This window comes from Tianweitania aestuarii (assembly GCF_018457165.1).
Classification (GTDB): domain Bacteria; phylum Pseudomonadota; class Alphaproteobacteria; order Rhizobiales; family Rhizobiaceae; genus Tianweitania; species Tianweitania aestuarii.
This window is the reverse complement of the sequence record NZ_JAFMNX010000001.1, coordinates 101820-119098: the sequence shown is the minus strand read 5'-3', so window position 1 is coordinate 119098 and position 17279 is coordinate 101820. Positions and strand designations below refer to the sequence as shown.

22 protein-coding genes are annotated in these 17279 nt (G+C 62.3%); 11 read left to right on the top strand and 11 right to left on the bottom strand.

Annotated elements, in window-relative coordinates; all coding sequences use genetic code 11:
* The first annotated feature begins 445 nt into the window (after window positions 1-445).
* A complete protein-coding gene (locus JYU29_RS18400) occupies window positions 446-577 on the top strand; it encodes a hypothetical protein (protein WP_284144887.1) in 132 nt (43 codons plus the stop codon).
* A gap of 14 nt (window positions 578-591) precedes the next feature.
* Here the strand turns inward: JYU29_RS18400 and cysK are convergent, their stop codons facing one another.
* Window positions 592-1557: a cysteine synthase A gene (gene cysK, locus JYU29_RS00600; RefSeq protein ID WP_213982856.1), complete on the bottom strand. Its 966-nt coding sequence runs from the start codon at window positions 1555-1557 to the stop codon at window positions 592-594.
* Between the two features lie 150 nt (window positions 1558-1707).
* Here cysK and JYU29_RS00595 point away from each other — a divergent pair, with 150 nt between their 5' ends.
* Window positions 1708-2604 carry a ribokinase gene (locus JYU29_RS00595; protein ID WP_213982855.1) on the top strand — a complete coding sequence of 299 codons (897 nt, stop codon included), beginning with the start codon at window positions 1708-1710 and terminating at the stop codon, window positions 2602-2604.
* Window positions 2605-2645: 41 nt separating this feature from the next.
* Here the strand turns inward: JYU29_RS00595 and JYU29_RS00590 are convergent, their stop codons facing one another.
* From JYU29_RS00590 to JYU29_RS00580, 3 genes are read right to left on the bottom strand one after another with little or no spacing between them, the layout of a single operon-like run.
* Window positions 2646-3218, bottom strand: coding sequence for a L,D-transpeptidase family protein (locus JYU29_RS00590; protein WP_431192817.1), 573 nt, complete (start codon window positions 3216-3218; stop codon window positions 2646-2648).
* On the bottom strand, window positions 3215-3718 hold the full coding sequence (locus JYU29_RS00585) for a hypothetical protein (protein ID WP_213982854.1): 504 nt from the start codon (window positions 3716-3718) through the stop codon (window positions 3215-3217). Before JYU29_RS00585 ends, JYU29_RS00590 begins: the two co-directional genes overlap by 4 nt.
* Window positions 3719-3737: 19 nt before the next feature.
* Entirely contained in the window at window positions 3738-4145 is a 408-nt protein-coding gene (locus tag JYU29_RS00580; protein WP_250157122.1) for a winged helix-turn-helix transcriptional regulator, read from the bottom strand.
* Window positions 4146-4216: 71 nt separating this feature from the next.
* Here JYU29_RS00580 and JYU29_RS00575 point away from each other — a divergent pair, with 71 nt between their 5' ends.
* A complete protein-coding gene (locus tag JYU29_RS00575) occupies window positions 4217-5032 on the top strand; it encodes an NAD(P)H-binding protein (RefSeq protein ID WP_213982853.1) in 816 nt (271 codons plus the stop codon).
* Between the two features lie 7 nt (window positions 5033-5039).
* Here the strand turns inward: JYU29_RS00575 and JYU29_RS00570 are convergent, their stop codons facing one another.
* Window positions 5040-5978, bottom strand: a complete 939-nt coding sequence (locus JYU29_RS00570; protein WP_213982852.1) for a nucleoside hydrolase — start codon at window positions 5976-5978, stop codon at window positions 5040-5042.
* A gap of 115 nt (window positions 5979-6093) precedes the next feature.
* Here JYU29_RS00570 and JYU29_RS00565 point away from each other — a divergent pair, with 115 nt between their 5' ends.
* Both JYU29_RS00565 and JYU29_RS00560 read left to right on the top strand, forming a co-directional pair.
* Window positions 6094-6519 (top strand): Hsp20 family protein, encoded by a 426-nt coding sequence (locus JYU29_RS00565; protein ID WP_213982851.1) that lies wholly within the window; start codon window positions 6094-6096, stop codon window positions 6517-6519.
* An 82-nt stretch (window positions 6520-6601) separates the two neighbouring features.
* Complete coding sequence (locus JYU29_RS00560) at window positions 6602-6859, top strand: BQ00720 family protein (protein WP_213982850.1); 258 nt, start codon at window positions 6602-6604, stop codon at window positions 6857-6859.
* Window positions 6860-6935: 76 nt separating this feature from the next.
* Here the strand turns inward: JYU29_RS00560 and ptsN are convergent, their stop codons facing one another.
* The 6 genes from ptsN to lptC all read right to left on the bottom strand — a co-directional run bounded on the left by ptsN (window position 6936) and on the right by lptC (window position 12174).
* The gene (ptsN, locus tag JYU29_RS00555) at window positions 6936-7400 is read right to left on the bottom strand and encodes a PTS IIA-like nitrogen regulatory protein PtsN (protein ID WP_213982849.1); all 465 of its coding nucleotides are present in this window, start codon (window positions 7398-7400) and stop codon (window positions 6936-6938) included.
* Window positions 7401-7468: 68 nt separating this feature from the next.
* Window positions 7469-8056: a ribosome hibernation-promoting factor, HPF/YfiA family gene (gene hpf / locus JYU29_RS00550; protein WP_213982848.1), complete on the bottom strand. Its 588-nt coding sequence runs from the start codon at window positions 8054-8056 to the stop codon at window positions 7469-7471.
* Window positions 8057-8329: 273 nt separating this feature from the next.
* Window positions 8330-9856 carry an RNA polymerase factor sigma-54 gene (gene rpoN, locus JYU29_RS00545; protein ID WP_213982847.1) on the bottom strand — a complete coding sequence of 509 codons (1527 nt, stop codon included), beginning with the start codon at window positions 9854-9856 and terminating at the stop codon, window positions 8330-8332.
* A 162-nt stretch (window positions 9857-10018) separates the two neighbouring features.
* Window positions 10019-10816 (bottom strand): LPS export ABC transporter ATP-binding protein, encoded by a 798-nt coding sequence (gene lptB, locus JYU29_RS00540; RefSeq protein WP_213982846.1) that lies wholly within the window; start codon window positions 10814-10816, stop codon window positions 10019-10021.
* A 13-nt stretch (window positions 10817-10829) separates the two neighbouring features.
* Window positions 10830-11426, bottom strand: coding sequence for an LptA/OstA family protein (locus JYU29_RS00535; RefSeq protein ID WP_213982845.1), 597 nt, complete (start codon window positions 11424-11426; stop codon window positions 10830-10832).
* Window positions 11419-12174: an LPS export ABC transporter periplasmic protein LptC gene (lptC, locus tag JYU29_RS00530; RefSeq protein WP_213982844.1), complete on the bottom strand. Its 756-nt coding sequence runs from the start codon at window positions 12172-12174 to the stop codon at window positions 11419-11421. Before lptC ends, JYU29_RS00535 begins: the two co-directional genes overlap by 8 nt.
* 328 nt (window positions 12175-12502) lie before the next feature.
* On the opposite strand from lptC, the gene sppA reads away from it, so the two are divergent.
* From sppA to JYU29_RS00500, 6 genes are all read left to right on the top strand, one after another.
* Window positions 12503-13480, top strand: a complete 978-nt coding sequence (gene sppA / locus JYU29_RS00525) for a signal peptide peptidase SppA (RefSeq protein ID WP_213982843.1) — start codon at window positions 12503-12505, stop codon at window positions 13478-13480.
* Window positions 13481-13548: 68 nt separating this feature from the next.
* Window positions 13549-13833, top strand: a complete 285-nt coding sequence (locus JYU29_RS00520) for an integration host factor subunit beta (protein ID WP_213982842.1) — start codon at window positions 13549-13551, stop codon at window positions 13831-13833.
* 56 nt (window positions 13834-13889) lie between these two features.
* Complete coding sequence (locus tag JYU29_RS00515) at window positions 13890-14243, top strand: LapA family protein (RefSeq protein WP_213982841.1); 354 nt, start codon at window positions 13890-13892, stop codon at window positions 14241-14243.
* A gap of 24 nt (window positions 14244-14267) precedes the next feature.
* Window positions 14268-15230 (top strand): bifunctional Delta(1)-pyrroline-2-carboxylate/Delta(1)-piperideine-2-carboxylate reductase, encoded by a 963-nt coding sequence (lhpI, locus tag JYU29_RS00510; RefSeq protein ID WP_213982840.1) that lies wholly within the window; start codon window positions 14268-14270, stop codon window positions 15228-15230.
* A 267-nt stretch (window positions 15231-15497) separates the two neighbouring features.
* Complete coding sequence (locus JYU29_RS00505; RefSeq protein ID WP_250157220.1) at window positions 15498-16415, top strand: RsmD family RNA methyltransferase; 918 nt, start codon at window positions 15498-15500, stop codon at window positions 16413-16415.
* Window positions 16412-17278: a TrmH family RNA methyltransferase gene (locus JYU29_RS00500; protein ID WP_213982839.1), complete on the top strand. Its 867-nt coding sequence runs from the start codon at window positions 16412-16414 to the stop codon at window positions 17276-17278. Before JYU29_RS00505 ends, JYU29_RS00500 begins: the two co-directional genes overlap by 4 nt.
* Window position 17279: the final 1 nt, after the last annotated feature.

The window sequence follows — 17279 nt, the reverse complement described above, 5'->3', positions numbered from 1 at the left end:
CTGATTTCGGCGGCGGGTTCTCCGCGAGGGCATGAACCTCGGCCGCTCAATCGATTCTGATCATGGGCCGAACGGGCTGGTTGCCGCGCTGGACCCTTCATCCGGCTTCATGCGTGCCGGCTGTTTCTTCCAACGTGCGGCACGACGGCCCGTTCCGTTTAATTTTGCTGAGATGCGTCAGGGAAAGGTCGCAATCGGAACAGGGCAAATCACGGTCGATCGCGATAGGCGTGGCATCGCTGCAACGCCCTCCCATCCACGCGTGAGACGCCACGAAAAGAGGGCCAAAATACCCCGATTTTGCCATGATCTAAGATGATTTAGCTTCTGCCTTGACGGCGCGTATACCGGGCCTTCACCGGTGGCTGTTAAGGCTTGATCATGTGTTGCGTAGCTTTGAGTTGAGTACTGGCGGAGCGACCGCCATTTCCCCGGAATCCGAACAATGAACATCCTGAGCCTGTTGACCCGCACCATCCGCAGCATGCGCGAATTCTTCGCCCCGACCTATCGGCCGGAGCGTCATTACATGCGCGGTCCAGGCCCTGCCTGCGCTCGCCGCTCGAGCTTCCAGTAAAAAGCCGATCGGCTTTATTCCAGCCCCTCGAAGAGCGCTGTCGACAGATAGCGCTCGGCGAATGAGGGGATGATGATCACGATCGTCTTGCCGGCATTTTCCGGCCGCTTGCCGACGATCGCCGCAGCCGAAAGCGCTGCACCCGACGAGATGCCCACCGGAATTCCTTCGAGCCGCGCGATCAGGCGTGCGGCCGTAAACGCATCCTCGTTCGAGACCTGCACGACCTCATCATAGATGTCGCGATCGAGATTGGTCGGTGCAAAGCCGGCGCCGATGCCCTGGATCTTGTGCGGACCGGGCGTGCCACCCGACAAAACCGGCGACGCAGCCGGTTCCACCGCCACCATCCGCAGATCGGGCTTGCGCGCCTTGAGCACCTGGCCGACGCCGGTGATCGTGCCGCCGGTGCCGATGCCTGCCACCACGAAATCCACATCGCCCTTCGTGTCGTTCCAGATTTCTTCGGCCGTGGTGCGACGGTGAATATCGGGATTGGCCGGGTTTTCGAATTGCTGCGGCATCACCGCATCCGGCATGGACGCAACCAGTTCCTCGGCCTTGGCGATCGCGCCCTTCATGCCTTGTGCGGCTTCGGTCAGAACGAGCTGCGCGCCGAGCAGAACCAGCATCTTGCGACGCTCCACCGACATGGATTCCGGCATTGTGAGGATCAGCCGGTAACCCTTGGCGGCGGCGGCAAAGGCGAGCGCGATGCCGGTATTGCCGGAGGTCGGCTCGATCAGCGTGGTGCGCGAGGGATGAATGCGGCCTTCGGCTTCGAGCGCTTCGAGCATGGCGACGCCGATGCGGTCCTTTACCGAAGCGAGCGGGTTGAAGAATTCGAGCTTGGCCAGAAGGTTGGCTTCCACACCGCGTTCGCGCGCAAACTTGTCGATGCGCACCAGCGGCGTGTCGCCGATCGTTTCGGTGATCGAGGTGTAGATACGACCGCGGCCGGGCTGTTTCTGCGCTGTCATGAGCCATCTCCTTGCAACCACCATGGATATAGGTGCGCCAAAAGCGCTCCGCATCATGCTGGCTTTCGAAAGCCGCTTCCGGCCGACAAGCCTTTTCGCGCGCGCCCTTTTCGGTTAGCTGCACACGAGAAGACTTCAGGAGAATGCAGCGTGATCATCGTCATCGGTTCCATCAATCTCGACCTGATCACAACGGTGGACCGCCTGCCGCAGCCCGGCGAAACGCTCGCCGGCAGCAGTTTTCGCACTGCCCCAGGTGGCAAGGGCGCGAACCAGGCGCTGGCTGCAAGCCGTGCGGGTGCCGATGTGCGCATGATCGGCGCAGTGGGCAGCGATGCCTTTGCGGGCGAAGCGCTGGCGCTGTTGAAGGCGTCTTCGACCGATCTTGGCGCTGTGCGCAGCGTCGATGAAGCGACGGGCACAGCGATGATCCTGGTGGATGCGAAGGGCGAAAACATCATCGCCGTGGCAGCTGGCGCCAATGGCGTCGTGTCTGGTGAAGATGTGGCCCAGGCGCAGTTCAGCGCCGACGACATCCTGTTGCTGCAACATGAGATCCCACTCGACACGGTGAATGCTGCCCTGAGAGCAGCGGCACAGGCGGGTGCTCGGGCCATTTTGAACACCGCGCCTTTCATGGCCGAAGCCGCCGACATGCTGGAACAAGCTGCCATCGTCGTCGCCAACGAAACCGAGTTCGACCTTTACGCCGAAACGCTCGGCCTCGAAGGCGGCGACCGCACGGCGCGGATGCGTGACTTCGTGGCGCGCACGGGTCGTACGCTGGTGGTGACGCTGGGTGGCGATGGCGCGCTGGCGGTGACACCGGATGGCGAAATCCGGGTTCCCGCGCTGTCGATCAAGCCGGTGGACACGGTGGGCGCGGGCGACACGTTCTGCGGCGCGCTGGCGGCCGGGCTGCATGCGGGCCTGTCCATGGAAGACGCCTTGAAGCGGGCTGCCGTGGCCGGTGCGCTGGCCTGCCTCAAACCCGGCGCGCAACCGTCTATTCCCACGCAGGCCGAGATCGACGCAGCGCTGTCCTAGGCACACGCAGCTCGGACGCTGCGGGGCGCTGGTGCCTTTTCCTACAGGGATTGACTGCCGGGAACGATCTCGATCGGCGTGCCGGTCGGCACCAGGGACCAGATTTCTTCCATCTCCGCATTCGTGACGGCGATGCAGCCGTCGGTCCAGTCGGCGAGATGGTGCAGCGGGCCAAGCAGGCCCCAGCCGTTGGGCAGGCCGTGGATCATGATGTTTCCGCCCGGGCTGACCTTGTTCCGATACGCAGCATCGCTGTCGGCGGCATTGGGATAGGAGATATGCAGGCTAAGATGGGCAAAGGATCGCGGATTGCGCCAGTCGATGCTGTAGCGCCCTTCCGGCGTGCGCTCATCGCCGTCCTGTCTTTTATGCCCGCCGTTCCAGTTGCTGCCCATGGAGATGCGGTAGGTGCGCAGAACCTTGTCGCCACGCAGCAGTTGCATCCGCTTGTGGGCTTTAAACACGACGATCCGATCAGCCTGTCGCGCAGCATCGGCGGCCGGCGGCGGTGTTCCCGATCCGACCCGCGCCATGACCTTGGTGTAGCCGAAGCCGCCAATGGCGAGCACGGCAACGAGGCCGAGAAGCAGTCCGATGCGCCGCATTGGCTTCATGGCCGGATATTATCCGTGTCGGCCAGGATAGATGCGCGGTCGCAGTAAAGCCTCGTCACCTCCGTGTCCTTTTCGGAACTGGTAAAGGCGTCGAGGCTGGAATAAACGCGCACTTCCCCGTCTCGGACCCGACCATCGATCTGCCGATCCTCGGTGATCGTGAAGGAATAGACATAGGCGCCGCGCTTGAAGCCGATCGCCATGGTCAGGTCGGTCGGGTGATCGACAAGCGTGTCCTTGGTCGAAAAGTAATAGCCGTCTGCCTCGAAATAGAGCTCGGCCGGCTTGGTGCCGACCACATAGGTGTAATAGCCCTGCTTCTTGCCGGGATGGGCATCCGTATCGGGGATCAGGCAGAATTCGGCGCGGGCATCCTGTCTGGGAATGTTGCAGGCAAACAGGGTCTGCCAGGGCGGGATGCAGTTGGCGGCAGCTTCAAGCGTCGACAGCGGCACCACCAAGGCGCTCGCCAGCAGCATCACTATCATCTTCCTCATCATCCCCTCCCCTTCCTTGGCGTCAGGTCTGGCGCGGTTTGGCATCGAAGGCGGTACGCGCGGCTTCGATCTGCGTTTTCGACTGCCGGCTCCATGCCACCAGGGCTGCGACCTGGGAAGCAAAGGACTGGCCGAGCGGCGAGAGTTCGTAGGTCACGCTTGGCGGGATCGTCGGCTCCACATGGCGCAGAACATGGCCATCGCGCTCGAGGCGGCGCAGCGTCAGCGTCATCATGCGCTGCGAAATACCTTGGAGGGCACGTTCCAGTTCGCGATAACGGCGCGGGCCGGTCGCCAGCTCAGCCAGCGTCATCACCGTCCATTGCTCCCCCAAACGATCGAGGATCATGCGCAAACCGCAGTCCTCGTGGTCAGGCGATCCACAAGGCGCAAGATCAGGGCTGCGAACATCGATGTGCGTGTCGAACAAAAGAGTGCCTTCTTATGCGCAGGTCCGGAGATCCTTAGTTTAGCTGCGAAGCAGATGAAAAAGGAAGTTCCATGATCTTGATTACCGGCGCATCCGGGCAGCTCGCCTCGATGCTGGCGACGCGGGCGCGCGAAAGCGGGCTTCATATTCTCACGGCCAGCCGGTCGCCCCGTGCCGATCGGCAGATGGATTTCGACCAGCCGGACACGCTCGATTTCAGCGGCGTGGACACGCTCCTGCTGACTTCCGCCGGCTATGCCGAAGACGATGTGGTGATCAGGCGGCACGACGCCGTACTGGCGACTGCGGCAAGACAGGGTGTGAAACACGTCGTTTATACCAGCCTGAGCAAGGCCAGCGATCATCTGGGCTTCGCCTTGGCGCATCGCTGGACCGAGCGGCGGATCATGGCAAGCGGCATGACCTGGACGATCCTGCGCAACGGGCTTTATGCCGAACTGATCGGCGCCCTGGCGGCACCGCATGCGGGCCGCATCACGGCGCCCTTCGGCCATGGCGCCATTTCGGCAGTGACACGCGCCGACCTTGCCGAAGCAGCCCTGACTGTTCTAAGCGATCCGGCGGCGCATGCCGGCCAGAGTTATGAACTGTCGGGTGTGGAGGCGTTTTCCGTGCCCGATCTTGCCGCCCGGCTCGGCTGTTCCTACGACCCGACCAGCCTGGAAGTGGAGCGGATGCGGCTGGCCGCCATGCCGCTCCTGCCTTTCCAGGCTCCGATGCTTCTGTCGATCTGCTCGGCGGCGGCTGCCGGCTTTCTTCAAACCGACAACAGCGATCTGCAGACCCTCGTTCCACAGCCGCAGGATGCCTTTGCCATAGCCTGCGCTGCGGCGGAGAATGCCAGCCTGACGGGGTGTCAGCGCTGATCGGTGCCTACAGGCTTCCCAGCCGCTCGACGAGCAGCTTGTAGAAACCGTCGGCATCGATCTCGCGCATGACGGTGGCGTTCTTCTTGCGCTCCGTCACGCCCCACCAGTCGACCACCGTCATGCCGTAGGTGAGTTCGGAGCCGGTTTCGATCGCCACATTGCAGTGGCGGCCGGAAAAGAGCTCGGGCTGGATGAGATAGGCGATCACGCAGGGATCGTGCAGCGGGCCGCCCCTGCTGCCATATTTGTCGACATCGAAGCGCTCGTAGAATTCGAGCATCGTGGCCGTGGCTTCGCCGACCTTGGTGCCCAAAGCGCGAATGGCGGCGATGCGCTCGGGCGAACTCAGCGCCTTGTGGGTGACGTCGAGCGGCATCATGGTGATGGGAACACCGGCGGCAAACACCATCTCAGCGGCATGGGCATCGATATAGATGTTGAACTCGGCGGTCGGCGTGATGTTGCCGCCTTCAAAGAAGCCGCCGCCCATCATCACGATCTCCTTGATGCGCGGTGCGATTTCCGGCTTGCGGGCAAGCGCCATCGCGACATCGGTCAGCGCGCCCAGCGTGCACAGCGTGACCGTGCCGGGCTCTTCGGTCATCAGCGTGTCGATGATGAAGTCGACGCCATGCTTGTCCTGCAGCGGCATCGTCGGCTCAGGCAGGTCTGGACCGTTCAAGCCGGTTTCGCCATGAACGTGCTCGGCGGTGACGAGCGTGCGCACGAGCGGACGCACGGCACCGGCGTAAACCGGCACATCCGGTCGGCCGGCCAGTTCGCAGATTTTGCGGGTGTTCTTTTCGGTCAGCGCCAGCGGCACGTTGCCGGCAACGGCCACCATGCCCAGAATTTCGAGCTCGGGGCTGCCCAGCGCAAGAAGGATCGCAACCGCATCGTCCTGGCCGGGATCGGTGTCGATGATGATTCTACGCCTGGCCATGGATGCCCCCGGTGCTTGTTCTTGAATCAGAATTCGCGGCAGACCATATCAGGGGCATCGGGAGAAATGCCATCCGGGTTTCTCCTTTAAACGTCGCTCTCCAGGAGGACAGTGCATGTCGCGCATGACGCCGTTTTCGAGCCCTTTGCTGCTCGGCTTCGACGCGATGGAAAAAACGCTGGAACGCATCGCCAAGAATGGCGACGGCTATCCGCCCTATAACATCGAACGTCTCGGCGGTTCGGACGGCTGTCTGGAACGCCTGCGGATCACACTGGCGGTGGCCGGTTTCGCCGAAAGCGACCTCGACATTTCGATCGAGGAAAACCAGCTGACTGTCAGGGGCAAGCAGGTCGACGAAGGTGACCGCGAATATCTGCATCGCGGCATCGCAGCCCGCCAGTTCCAGCGCATGTTCGTGCTGGCCGACGGGATGCGGGTCACGGGCGCGGCACTCAAGAACGGGTTGCTCGCCATCGACCTCGACCGCCCGGAGCCTGAACGACTGGTACGCAAGATTAACATCTCGGTGACAGAGTGAAGCGCCTACCCCGGCGTTCTGGAACCGATAGCTCTTTGACGGGTTGGTTCTGCAACAACGGCCCGCAAACAGGAGGCTGATTATGACTGAAGTTGATACCAAGATCGCCTTGACCGAAACGCAGTTCGCGCATCTCGGCGAAGGCGTCGTCGCTTATATGCGCGAGATCGACAGCGACGATCTGAAGACGAAATTTCCTGGTTTGCCGGAGATCGATTCCGGACTGCGTTTGTGGGCCCTGTTCGCCGCCAATGGTCAGCCGATCATGCTGACGGACGAGAAGTCGAGCGCCCTGGCCAGCGCCATGCAGCACGACCTTACCCCGGTGAGCATTCACTAAAGCGGGTTTCACGATCCTGATCCAAACAAAAAGGCGGCCGATGAGCCGCCTTTTTCGTGTTCGAATGGAACTTGGATCAGGCCGCGTTGGACGTGGGCGACTGCGCCAGGAAGGTGTGAATCGCAGCGGCGTCTTTCGTGCCCCGGATCTTGCGCACGGTTTCGCCTTCGCGCAACACACGGGCAATGCGCGACAAAGCCTTCAGATGGTCGGCGCCGGCGCCTTCGGGTGCCAGCAGCAGGAAAACGAGATCAACCGGCTGATCGTCCAGCGCTTCGAATTCCACGGGCTGTTCCAGCCGCGCGAAAACGCCGGTGATGCGCTCGACGCCTGCCAGCTTGCCGTGCGGGATCGCGATGCCGTTGCCGACACCGGTCGAGCCCAGACGCTCACGCTGCAGGATCGTTTCGAAGATCGCGCGCTCCGGCAATCCCGTCACCGATGCGGCCTTTTCGGCCAGAAGCTGTAGCAGCTGCTTCTTGGAATTGGCCTTCAAGGCCGGCATCACTGCCGAAACCTCGATCAGATCGCTCAAGTCCATTCAAACGCGGTCCTTCAATTGAACCGGCACGCGGAAGTTGCGCACGTGCCGGCCTCTGATTGTCCCAATCAGCGCTTGGCTGACGAGCCCGTGTCTACCCAGCCGATATTGCCGTCGGGACGGCGATACACGACATTTACCTGGCTGTTGCCGGCGTTGCGGAACACCACGACAGGGCTGTCGGTGAAGTCAAGCGCGACGGTGGCATCGGCAACAGACATGGTGCGCAGCGACACCGTGGATTCCGCCACGATCGCCGGCGCGTAGTCTTCCGCGATTTCCTCGTCGTGCTCGTCCGAGAAACCTTCCATCACCGTGTAGGAGATGGCCTCAGCCGGCAAGACATCATTGCCATTCTGCTGGCTGCGCGACTTCAGCTTGCGGTTATAACGGCGCAAACGCTTTTCGATGCGGTCGGCTGCGCCTTCGAAGGCGGGGACCGGATCCTGAGCCTGGCCGCTAGCCTGCAGGTCAGCACCGCTATCGAGATGGATCATGCAATCGGCGTTGAAACGCGATCCAGCCTTTTCCACCACGACGTGACCGGAAAAGCCGCCGCCGAAATATTTCTCGATCGCTTCGCCGATACGGGTTTCGATGCGGCCGCGCAGGGCGTCGCCGATGTCCATATTCTTGCCGGAAATGCGCAAACTCATGTGAAGCAGACCTTTCTTCCCGATATCAATCACGTGACCGAAACGCTTCGCCACCGTGTCCACAGGAGCCGCCGGCCGCTTCCTTGCCGGGCAGGCCTAGTTCACGCTCGGGACAAACGATCCCGAGGCATGAAACAGCCCAAAACACCCACCTCATGCGGGGCGGCTTCTAGTGACTCACCGTTTCATTGTCAATCAAGGCGCAGGGAATGCCAAGGTTCCATGTTGCAGTGCGGCACTCGCTCACAGTTGTTTAAGCGCCGGCTGATGGAACTATTCCGCGGCCGATCGGCTTTGGGCCCGCTTCTCGCGACGGCGCTGCACAGAGGATGGGATGTTCATGCCTTCACGGTATTTTGCGACCGTGCGCCGCGCGATCTCGACGCCTGTCTTGCGAAGAAGCTCGACGATCGAATCGTCCGACAAAACGTCCGACACCGCTTCTTCCTCGATCAGCTGGCGGATACGGTCGCGCACGGCTTCGGAAGAATGCGCATCACCGCCTTCGGCCGACTGGATCGCGGCGGTGAAGAAAAAGCGCAGTTCGAACACGCCGCGCGGCGTCAGCATGTATTTGTTGGCGGTGACGCGGCTGACCGTGGATTCATGCATGCCGATGGCATCGGCCACCGTTCGCAGGTTGAGCGGCTTGAGGTGACGGATGCCGTGAATCAAAAACGCGTCCTGCTGGCGCACGATCTCGGTGGATACCTTGATGATCGTTCGGGCGCGCTGATCGAGGCTGCGCGTGAGCCAGTTGGCGCTTTGCAGGCATTCGCCGAGAAAGCTGCGGTCTTCCGCCGAGCGGGCATGGCGCGAGACTTCGGCATAATAGGACTGGTCGACAAGCACGCGCGGCAAGACATCCGGATTGAGCTCGATCGCCCAGCTTCCGTCGCTGGCGGGCTTCACCAGCACATCCGGCACGACGATTTCGGACGCGCCGCCGGAGAAGGCGAGCCCGGGGCGCGGATCGAGCGCGCGGATCTCGGCCATCATGTCCAGGAGATCGGCATCATCCACGCCGCATAAACGGCGCAGCGTTTCGAAATCGCGGCGGGCCAGAAGCTCGAGATGGGCGATCAGCGCCTGCATGGCGGGATCGAAGCGGTTTTTCACGCGCAGCTGCAGCGCCAGGCATTCGCGCAGGTCGCGCGCAAAGATCCCGGCGGGCTCGAAAGTCTGGCAAACGCCAAGCACCGCCTCCAAACGGCGCGGCGTGACGCCGAGGCTGCCGGCGAGTTCATCCAGCGGCATGCCGAGATAGCCGTTCTCGTCCAGCGCGTCGGCAAGCTCGTGCGCAAGCTGGGTCTCGGCGGCGGACTTAAAGGCGAAGGCGATCTGGCCGGCGACATGATCGCGCAGCGTGGTGCCGGTTGCAGCCATCTCATCGAGACCGCCACCCTCGCCCGACCCGCCCCCTGTTGAAGACGATGCCGACTTCCACTGCGCCGACAAGGTCGGATCAACATGCTCGACGCGGCCGGGATCGTCGGGAAAGACGTTTTCAAGCGACGTATCGAGCTGATCGGCTATGGTTTCGGCCGACCAGCTAGCCGGATCGTCGCCTGACGCAGACGCAGGCACGTCAAGATCGACGCCACCATCGAAGGGCTCGGTTTTGCCGTCGCGCTCGTCGCCCCCTGCGCGTTCAAGCAGCGGATTGCGCTCGATTTCATCATCGATGAAGCGGTCGAGCTCGACATGGGTCAACTGCAGCAGCCGGATCGACTGCATCAGCTGCGGCGTCATTACCAGAGACTGGGACTGACGAAGCTGAAGTCTGGCAGCCAAACCCATCCGCGCGTTTCCCTCCGTTCAGCGCGTGCTCAAAGACACGCGCCGAACTGAACTGGCCCGGCTCTTGCTTGTCAAGCCAAACGGCTGAAATTGGTGGCGATGCGCTGGATATGTCCCGCGCCGCAACCATCCGGCGCGCTGGTTCAAGACGACGTGAGACGTCTAGAGCGTGAAGGTCTCGCCGAGATACAGGCGGCGCACGTCGGCGTTGGCGACGATGTCCTGCGGATGGCCGTGCGTCAGCACTTCGCCGGCATGGATGATATAAGCGCGGTCGATCAGGCCAAGCGTTTCACGCACATTGTGATCGGTGATCAACACGCCGATGCCGCGTGCGGTCAGATGGCGGACGAGCTGCTGAATGTCGGCTACTGCAATCGGATCGATGCCCGCGAACGGCTCGTCGAGCAGCATGAAATTCGGCCGCGTCGCCAGAGCGCGCGCGATTTCGAGGCGACGGCGCTCACCGCCCGACAGCGCGATCGACGGCGCCTTGCGCAGATGCGTGATGTGGAATTCTTCCAGCAGCGCATCGAGGTCGTATTCGCGCTGCTTGCGGCTCGGCTCGATCATTTCGAGCACGGCGCGGATGTTGCTCTCGACATTCAATCCACGGAAGATCGAGGCTTCCTGCGGCAGATAGCCGATCCCCAGCCGCGCGCGGCGATACATCGGCATGGCCGTGACATCGAAGCCGTCGATCTCGATCGTGCCGCGATCCACCGGAACGAGGCCGGTGACCATGTAGAAGCAGGTCGTCTTGCCGGCACCGTTCGGTCCGAGCAGGCCGACGGCCTCGCCGGCGCGCACGCCGATCGATACGCCGTTGACGACGGTGCGACCCTTGTAGCTCTTGGTCAGACCGCGTGCGATCAGCGTGCCCTTGAGGGCATCGCGGTCAAGTTGCGCGGTCTCGGAAGCGGGCCGGCCAGTGGAGGCCGCGCCTTGTGTGGAAGCCATCGACAATCAGAGCCTAGCGGTTTTGCGAGCCGGGCTGCAGCAGCATCTTCACCCGACCGCCGCTTTGCGTGCCACCGCAACCGTCGAGCTGCGCCTGGCCGGTTTTCATCTGCACATTGAGCCTGCAGCCGACGATGACGTTCTCGCCTTCGGTCAGAACGACTTCCTTGCCGGTCAGCGTCAGAACTTCCGACTTCATGTCGAAGGTCGCACGATCGCCCGTGGCGACCTGGCTTTCCGACTTCACGTAAACCTTGCCATCGACCTCGATGCGCTCGATGTCGGCGGAACCAGGCGTCGCGCCAGCGGCAGGCTGGGTTTCGGCGGGCTTCTGCTGCCCGTCGCGCGCCATGGCCTGGCCGACATAATAAACCGTCATCTTGCCGGCCTTCATCAGGGTCTCGCCCTGCACGACGCTGACATTGCCGGTGAAGATCGCCTGGCGATCATTGTCCCGGACTTCCAGCTTGTCGCTTTCGATCTGGATCGGCTGATCGTTGGACAGGTTGAGGCTGGTCATGCGGCTTTGCGATTGCTGCGCAAAACCGGTTCCGGCCGCCGCCACAAGGGCGAGCGCAGCAACGGAGAAACGAACAAGCAGGCTATTCATTGGATTGGCCCCCTGGGGATTGGCTTCCCGCATTTCCTGCTCTTCCCGCATTCAACTGCCCCGGGTCAAGATTCATCTGCACGCGATTGTCGAACACGATCACTTTCCCGTTCTCGGCAATCGACATTTTGCCTGCATCAATGGACGCGCCCTTGATGCGAAGCACGACCGGCTGCTCGGTGACGAGCGTGCCCTTGCCCATGTCGATATTGGCCGACTGGAAAGTAGCAGACTTGCCATCATCGGTCGACAGCGTCATCGGATCGTTCAGCATGATCGTGTTGCTCAAGCGATCATAGATCGCCTTGCGTGCGTCGATCTTGGCCACGGTGCCATCGGTCATCGGAACGGTGGCGTCGATGTCCTCGAGCTCGATCACATTGGTGTTGCTGGCATCCTGCACGGCGCGTGCGGCAGTCATAGCATAAGGCAGGTTGTCGGTGGTGTAACCTTCGAGCTTGGGCGCGGCCATCACCAGCTTGCCGTCGCGGATGGCCGTGCTCGACAGATCGAAACCGATCGCCACCGGCGAAGACAAGAAGGAATAGGCTGCAAACGCGCCGGCCATCGCAAGAGCTGCCAGCGGCAATGCGATCTTCAGGAGACGCACGCGGCCGGAATGGCGCGCAGCACTGGCGAACTGCGCATCGACGCGCTCCGTCGGCTGTGCGCCGGCACTCGAATGCAGGCCGGATGCCGCCCTGTTCTGGGGCGCCTGGGTCTGGTCAACCATGGCGGTATTGCTCATGCCCCACGGGTCCTTGCCTTGGCTGCGTTCCTGGTCTCCAAACGAGACAGGGACGCGGCTGAAAAAACTGAGATAGTGTCGCCGGTCCGAAATCGCCACACATCCATCAACAGGATGCCCGAAGCCGACCCGACAGTTCACTCAAGATCACGCAATATATCACGATGTATTACGTAGGAACTAAGGCATCTCCGTTGCAGAAGAAAGGCCTAGCAACTTTCTTACCGCCACGGCTTGCCAGCTGCAGCCGATCTGTTTGCCAAACGCGTTTCCATCATGTCGTTCTTGCTTTAGAGAACCGACAACAATCCGTATCCACGAGGGATCCATGGCCAGCCGAGCCGACGACCTGATCGACCGCCGCAGGCTTCGCCGCAAGCTGAGCTTCTGGCGCATAGCCACGATCGTGATCCTTGCCGCCGTTGTGTTTGCCGGCGTGCGCTTTCTTGCGGATGACAGCGGCTTCACGAGCGGGCCAATCGACCAGATCGCCAAGGTCAAGATCGAAGGCACCATCACCGAAGACGACGAGTTGCTCGAGCGTCTGGATGCCATCCGCACCACGGCTTCCGTGAAAGGCGTGATCGTCAACATCGATTCGCCCGGCGGCACCACCGCTGGCGGCGAAGCGATCTACGAGGAAATCCGCCGACTGGCCGCAGAAAAGCCTGTTGTCACGCAGGTCGGCACGCTGGCGGCATCCGCCGGCTACATGATCGCCAGCGCGTCCGATCACATCGTGGCGCGGCAATCGTCCATTGTTGGCTCGATCGGCGTGCTGGTGCAGTTTCCGGATGTCACCGGCCTAATGGACAAGCTCGGCATCAAGCTGGAGGAAGTGAAATCCTCGCCGCTCAAAGCCGAACCTAGCCCGTTCAACCCGACCACCGATGAGGAACGCGCGATGATCCGGCGCATGATCCTCGACAGCTACGACTGGTTCGTGGATCTCGTGACCGAGCGTCGCGGCATGCCGCGCAACGAAGTGCTGCGCCTGGCCGACGGCTCGATCTTTACCGGACGGCAGGCCCTTGCCAACAAGCTGATCGACGAGTTGGGCGGTGAGCGCGAAGCGATCGCCTGGCTCGGCACCAAGGGCGTCGATGCCGATCTGCGCGTCGTGGAATGGAAAAAGAAGGAGGAAAGCAGCTGGTTTTCGCTTCTCAGTTCCCGCGCGGGTTTGACCGGGCACGAAAGCTTGAGCGACACGGTGCGCGTGCTTCTTGGCGAGATCGGCGGCGAGCACCTCTTTCTTGACGGTATGGTTTCCCTCTGGCACCCTGCCCAGCCATCGCCTGACCGCTGAGCTCCTGGCTCAGCCAGCCTCTCATCCCCTTGTTCTTCCTTTATCTTTAGCCGCAGAGTTCCGTTTCGATGATTAAGTCCGAGCTCGTTCAGATCATTGCCAACAAGAACCCGCATCTCTTTCTGCGCGACGTGGAAAATATCGTCAGCGCGATCTTCGACGAGATCACCGATGCGCTGGCTTCCGGCAACCGCGTCGAGCTGCGCGGCTTCGGTGCTTTTTCGGTGAAGAACCGGCCGGCCCGCACCGGACGCAACCCGCGCACGGGCGAGTCCGTCGAGGTCGAGGAGAAGTGGATCCCCTTCTTCAAGACCGGCAAGGAATTGCGCGAACGCTTGAATGTTGACAAGTGACGGCTAGGTTTCTGAGCTAAGTCATCGCTTCTTTGAAACGACAGGGACCACACCGCATGCTGACGCGCTTCTTCATCGTCGTGATCGTGGTACCGATTGCGGTCGTTCTGATCGCGCTTGCGGTAGCCAATCGCGAGCTGGTGCCCTTCACCATGGATCCGTTCAACCCCGGCAATCCCGCGCTGACGATCCAGATGCCGTTCTTCATCTACCTGTTCCTGACGCTCTTCATCGGCGTAGTGATCGGCAGCTTTGCGACATGGGTTGCGCAGCACCGTTACCGCAAGATCGCCCGCGAGCGCACGCTCGAGGTGGAAAATCTGCGCGTTGTCGCCAACCGCGCCAACGAGGCACCGGCTGCTACGACGGTCCCGGCGCCGGCAACCGGCACGGCCCTCGCCCGCACTTAAACTTCTCTACCCAGGAATTCTGTCATGCTCATCATCGGACCCGAAGCGGTGGACCGCGCGCTGTCTTATGAGGGTCTGGTGGAGGTGCTGCGCACAGCCTTCCACGACGGTGCCGTTCAGCCCGTGCGCCATCATCATACCGTCGAGCGCCCGGATGGCGCCGATGCCACGCTGCTTCTGATGCCGGCCTGGAGCGACCTCAAGGCCGCAGGTACGTCTGAAGGCGGGTTCATCGGCATCAAGATCGTGACCGTTTCGCCCGACAACAACGCGATCAACAAGCCCGCCGTGATGGGCAACTATCTGCTGCTCGATGCGGTAACCGGCGAGCCCAAGGCGCTGATCGACGGGCAGAAGATCACGGTGTGGCGCACGGCCTGCGCGTCGGCTCTGGCGGCGAGCTATCTCGCACGCGAGGACGCCAAGACCCATCTGATCGTAGGTGCCGGTGCGCTTTCCGTGCATCTGGCCAAGGCGCATCGCGCGGTTCGCCCGCTCGAACGCGCGCTTGTCTGGAACCGCACCGCTGCCAATGCGGCAAAGGTCGTCGAGCAATTGAAGGCGGACGGAATCGAGGCCGAGGTCACCGAGGATCTCGATGCGGCGCAGGCGCAGGCCGACGTGATCTCCTGCGCAACCTTGTCCACCGTGCCGCTGGTAAAGGGCGCGCTTTTGAAGCCCGGCACGCATGTCGATCTCGTTGGCGCTTTTACGCCGACCATGCGCGAAAGCGATGACGAGGCGATCTCCCGGGCACGTGTTTTCGTCGACACCAAAGCCGGTGCGACAAAGGAAGCCGGCGACATCGTGCAGGCCCTGCAATCAGGGGCGCTCAGCGAAGATGCCATCGCGGGCGATCTGTTCGACCTCACACGCGGCCTTTCGAAAGGTCGCGATAGCGCGGACGAAATCACGCTGTTCAAGTCAGTGGGTGCGGCACTCGAAGATCTGGCGGCGGCGATCGCCGTTTACCGCTCGCAGGTTTGAGTTCGATGCTCCTGCCGCAACTGTGACGTTGGGGAGCGTTGCGGCCCTTCGTGCGCTATGTCACAAGCGGGCAACTGCTGGAGTTCGATTGACGTGAAGCCCCCGCGCGGCAAGAACCGCGATCCCAAGAAAGCGGCTCGGCCCGCAACCGGCGGCCCTGCCCGCGACACACACTCCAATCCGCGTGTGGCCGGCGTCAATCCGACGCGCGAGCCTCGGCTTTCGTCTGCTGATCCGCGCCCGGTTGCGACCGAGACATCCGCACCGCTGCCGAAGCCGACCGGCCCTTTGCCGGCCGAAACTCTGCCGCTGATCCTGGAAGTCGCGCCGAGCAAGGATTATGCGCTGATCGACAGCGGCGATGGTGAAAAGCTCGAGCGATACGGTCCCTACCGCATCGTGCGGCCGGAGAACCAGGCGATCTGGAGCCGCACGCGACCCGAACGGGACTGGACGGATGTGGACGCCATCTTTACCGGCGACACCGATGAGGAAGGCCTGGGTCGCTGGCGTTTCCCTGGAGATCCTCTGGGCGAAACCTGGCCGATGGCGCATGACGGCATTCCCTATCTCGGACGCTTCACCTCCTTCCGCCATGTCGGCGTTTTTCCCGAACAAGGTCCGCACTGGGCGCATATGGAAAAACTGATCCGCGAGGCCAAACGGCCGGTCAAGGTGCTGAACCTGTTCGGCTATACCGGCCTTGCCTCGCTGGTTGCCGCGCGGGCCGGAGCCGAAGTGACCCATGTGGACGCCTCCAAGAAGGCGATCGGCTGGGCGCGCGAGAACCAGGAAATGGCCGGTTTATCGGACAAGCCGATCCGCTGGATCTGCGAAGACGCGATGAAGTTTGCCGAACGCGAAGAGCGTCGCGGCAGCCGCTACGACATCGTGTTGTTCGATCCGCCTGCCTACGGGCGCGGGCCGAAGGGCGAAGTGTGGCAGTTGTTCGAGGATCTGCCGCGTTTAACCGCTTTGTGCCGCGCGATCCTGACGCCGCAGCCGCTGACGGTGGTGCTCACCGCTTATTCGATCCGCGCATCGTTCTTTGCGATCCACGCGCTGATGCGCGACGCCTTTGCCGGTATGGGCGGACGCGTCGAATCCGGCGAACTCATCATCCGCGAGGAATCGGCCGGCCGTGCGCTGTCGACCTCGCTGTTTTCACGCTGGGTGGCGCAATGAGCGGTTATGCGGGAACGCCACGCTCCGGTGCGCCGGGCCAGGTGAAGGAAGTCACCAGCCTCGCCAATCCGGTGATCAAGGACATCAAGTCGCTCGCGCTGAAGAAATTCCGCGACCAGCAGAACGCGTTTTTGGCCGAAGGTCTGAAGCTCGTGATCGACGCGCTGGAACTCGGCTGGACCATCAAGACGCTCGTCTTCGCCAAGACAGCGCGCGGCAATCCGCTGGTGGAAAAGGTTGCGGCGCGATCGGTGGCAGCCGGGGCGCTGGTTCTCGAAGTCAGCGAAAAGGTGCTGACATCGGTGACCCGCAAGGACAATCCGCAAACCGTGCTCGGCGTGTTCGAGCAGAAGCTTATGCCGCTGCGCGATGTCAGTCTGTCCGGGTCCGATGTCTGGGTGGCGCTCGACCGCATTCGCGATCCCGGCAATCTCGGCACGGTGATCCGCACCGCCGATGCCGTCGGCGCCAAGGGCGTGCTCCTGGTTGGCGACTGCGTCGATCCGTTCGCGCTGGAAACGGTGCGCGCGACGATGGGCTCGATCTTTGCCGTGCCACTGGTGAAAGCCTCGCCGGATGCGTTTCTTTCCTGGCGCAAGGCGTTCAAGGGGCTCGTTGCCGGCACGCATTTGAAGGGTGCTGTGGATTATCGCAGCGTCGATTTCGCCGACAAACCGGTGGTGCTCCTGATGGGCAATGAAAGCCAGGGTTTGCCCGAGCCGCTGGCTGAGCGCTGCGACGTGCTGTTGCGCATTCCCCAGGCCGGGCGCGCCGACTCGCTCAATCTCGCGGTCGCAACCGGCATCATGCTTTACGAAGTGCGCCGTTCTGCGCTCAGCCTCGACGGAGTGCCCGCCGCGTGAA

Coding starts and splice junctions, on each gene's coding strand:
- JYU29_RS18400 (WP_284144887.1), top strand. CDS start 446: ATGAACATCCTGAGCCTGTTGACCCGCACCATCCGCAGCATGCGCGAA.
- cysK (WP_213982856.1), bottom strand. CDS start 1,557: ATGACAGCGCAGAAACAGCCCGGCCGCGGTCGTATCTACACCTCGATC.
- JYU29_RS00590 (WP_431192817.1), bottom strand. CDS start 3,218: ATGAAGCCAATGCGGCGCATCGGACTGCTTCTCGGCCTCGTTGCCGTG.
- JYU29_RS00585 (WP_213982854.1), bottom strand. CDS start 3,718: ATGATGAGGAAGATGATAGTGATGCTGCTGGCGAGCGCCTTGGTGGTG.
- JYU29_RS00575 (WP_213982853.1), top strand. CDS start 4,217: ATGATCTTGATTACCGGCGCATCCGGGCAGCTCGCCTCGATGCTGGCG.
- JYU29_RS00570 (WP_213982852.1), bottom strand. CDS start 5,978: ATGGCCAGGCGTAGAATCATCATCGACACCGATCCCGGCCAGGACGAT.
- JYU29_RS00565 (WP_213982851.1), top strand. CDS start 6,094: ATGTCGCGCATGACGCCGTTTTCGAGCCCTTTGCTGCTCGGCTTCGAC.
- JYU29_RS00560 (WP_213982850.1), top strand. CDS start 6,602: ATGACTGAAGTTGATACCAAGATCGCCTTGACCGAAACGCAGTTCGCG.
- ptsN (WP_213982849.1), bottom strand. CDS start 7,400: ATGGACTTGAGCGATCTGATCGAGGTTTCGGCAGTGATGCCGGCCTTG.
- hpf (WP_213982848.1), bottom strand. CDS start 8,056: ATGAGTTTGCGCATTTCCGGCAAGAATATGGACATCGGCGACGCCCTG.
- rpoN (WP_213982847.1), bottom strand. CDS start 9,856: ATGGGTTTGGCTGCCAGACTTCAGCTTCGTCAGTCCCAGTCTCTGGTA.
- lptB (WP_213982846.1), bottom strand. CDS start 10,816: ATGGCTTCCACACAAGGCGCGGCCTCCACTGGCCGGCCCGCTTCCGAG.
- JYU29_RS00535 (WP_213982845.1), bottom strand. CDS start 11,426: ATGAATAGCCTGCTTGTTCGTTTCTCCGTTGCTGCGCTCGCCCTTGTG.
- lptC (WP_213982844.1), bottom strand. CDS start 12,174: ATGAGCAATACCGCCATGGTTGACCAGACCCAGGCGCCCCAGAACAGG.
- sppA (WP_213982843.1), top strand. CDS start 12,503: ATGGCCAGCCGAGCCGACGACCTGATCGACCGCCGCAGGCTTCGCCGC.
- JYU29_RS00520 (WP_213982842.1), top strand. CDS start 13,549: ATGATTAAGTCCGAGCTCGTTCAGATCATTGCCAACAAGAACCCGCAT.
- JYU29_RS00515 (WP_213982841.1), top strand. CDS start 13,890: ATGCTGACGCGCTTCTTCATCGTCGTGATCGTGGTACCGATTGCGGTC.
- lhpI (WP_213982840.1), top strand. CDS start 14,268: ATGCTCATCATCGGACCCGAAGCGGTGGACCGCGCGCTGTCTTATGAG.
- JYU29_RS00500 (WP_213982839.1), top strand. CDS start 16,412: ATGAGCGGTTATGCGGGAACGCCACGCTCCGGTGCGCCGGGCCAGGTG.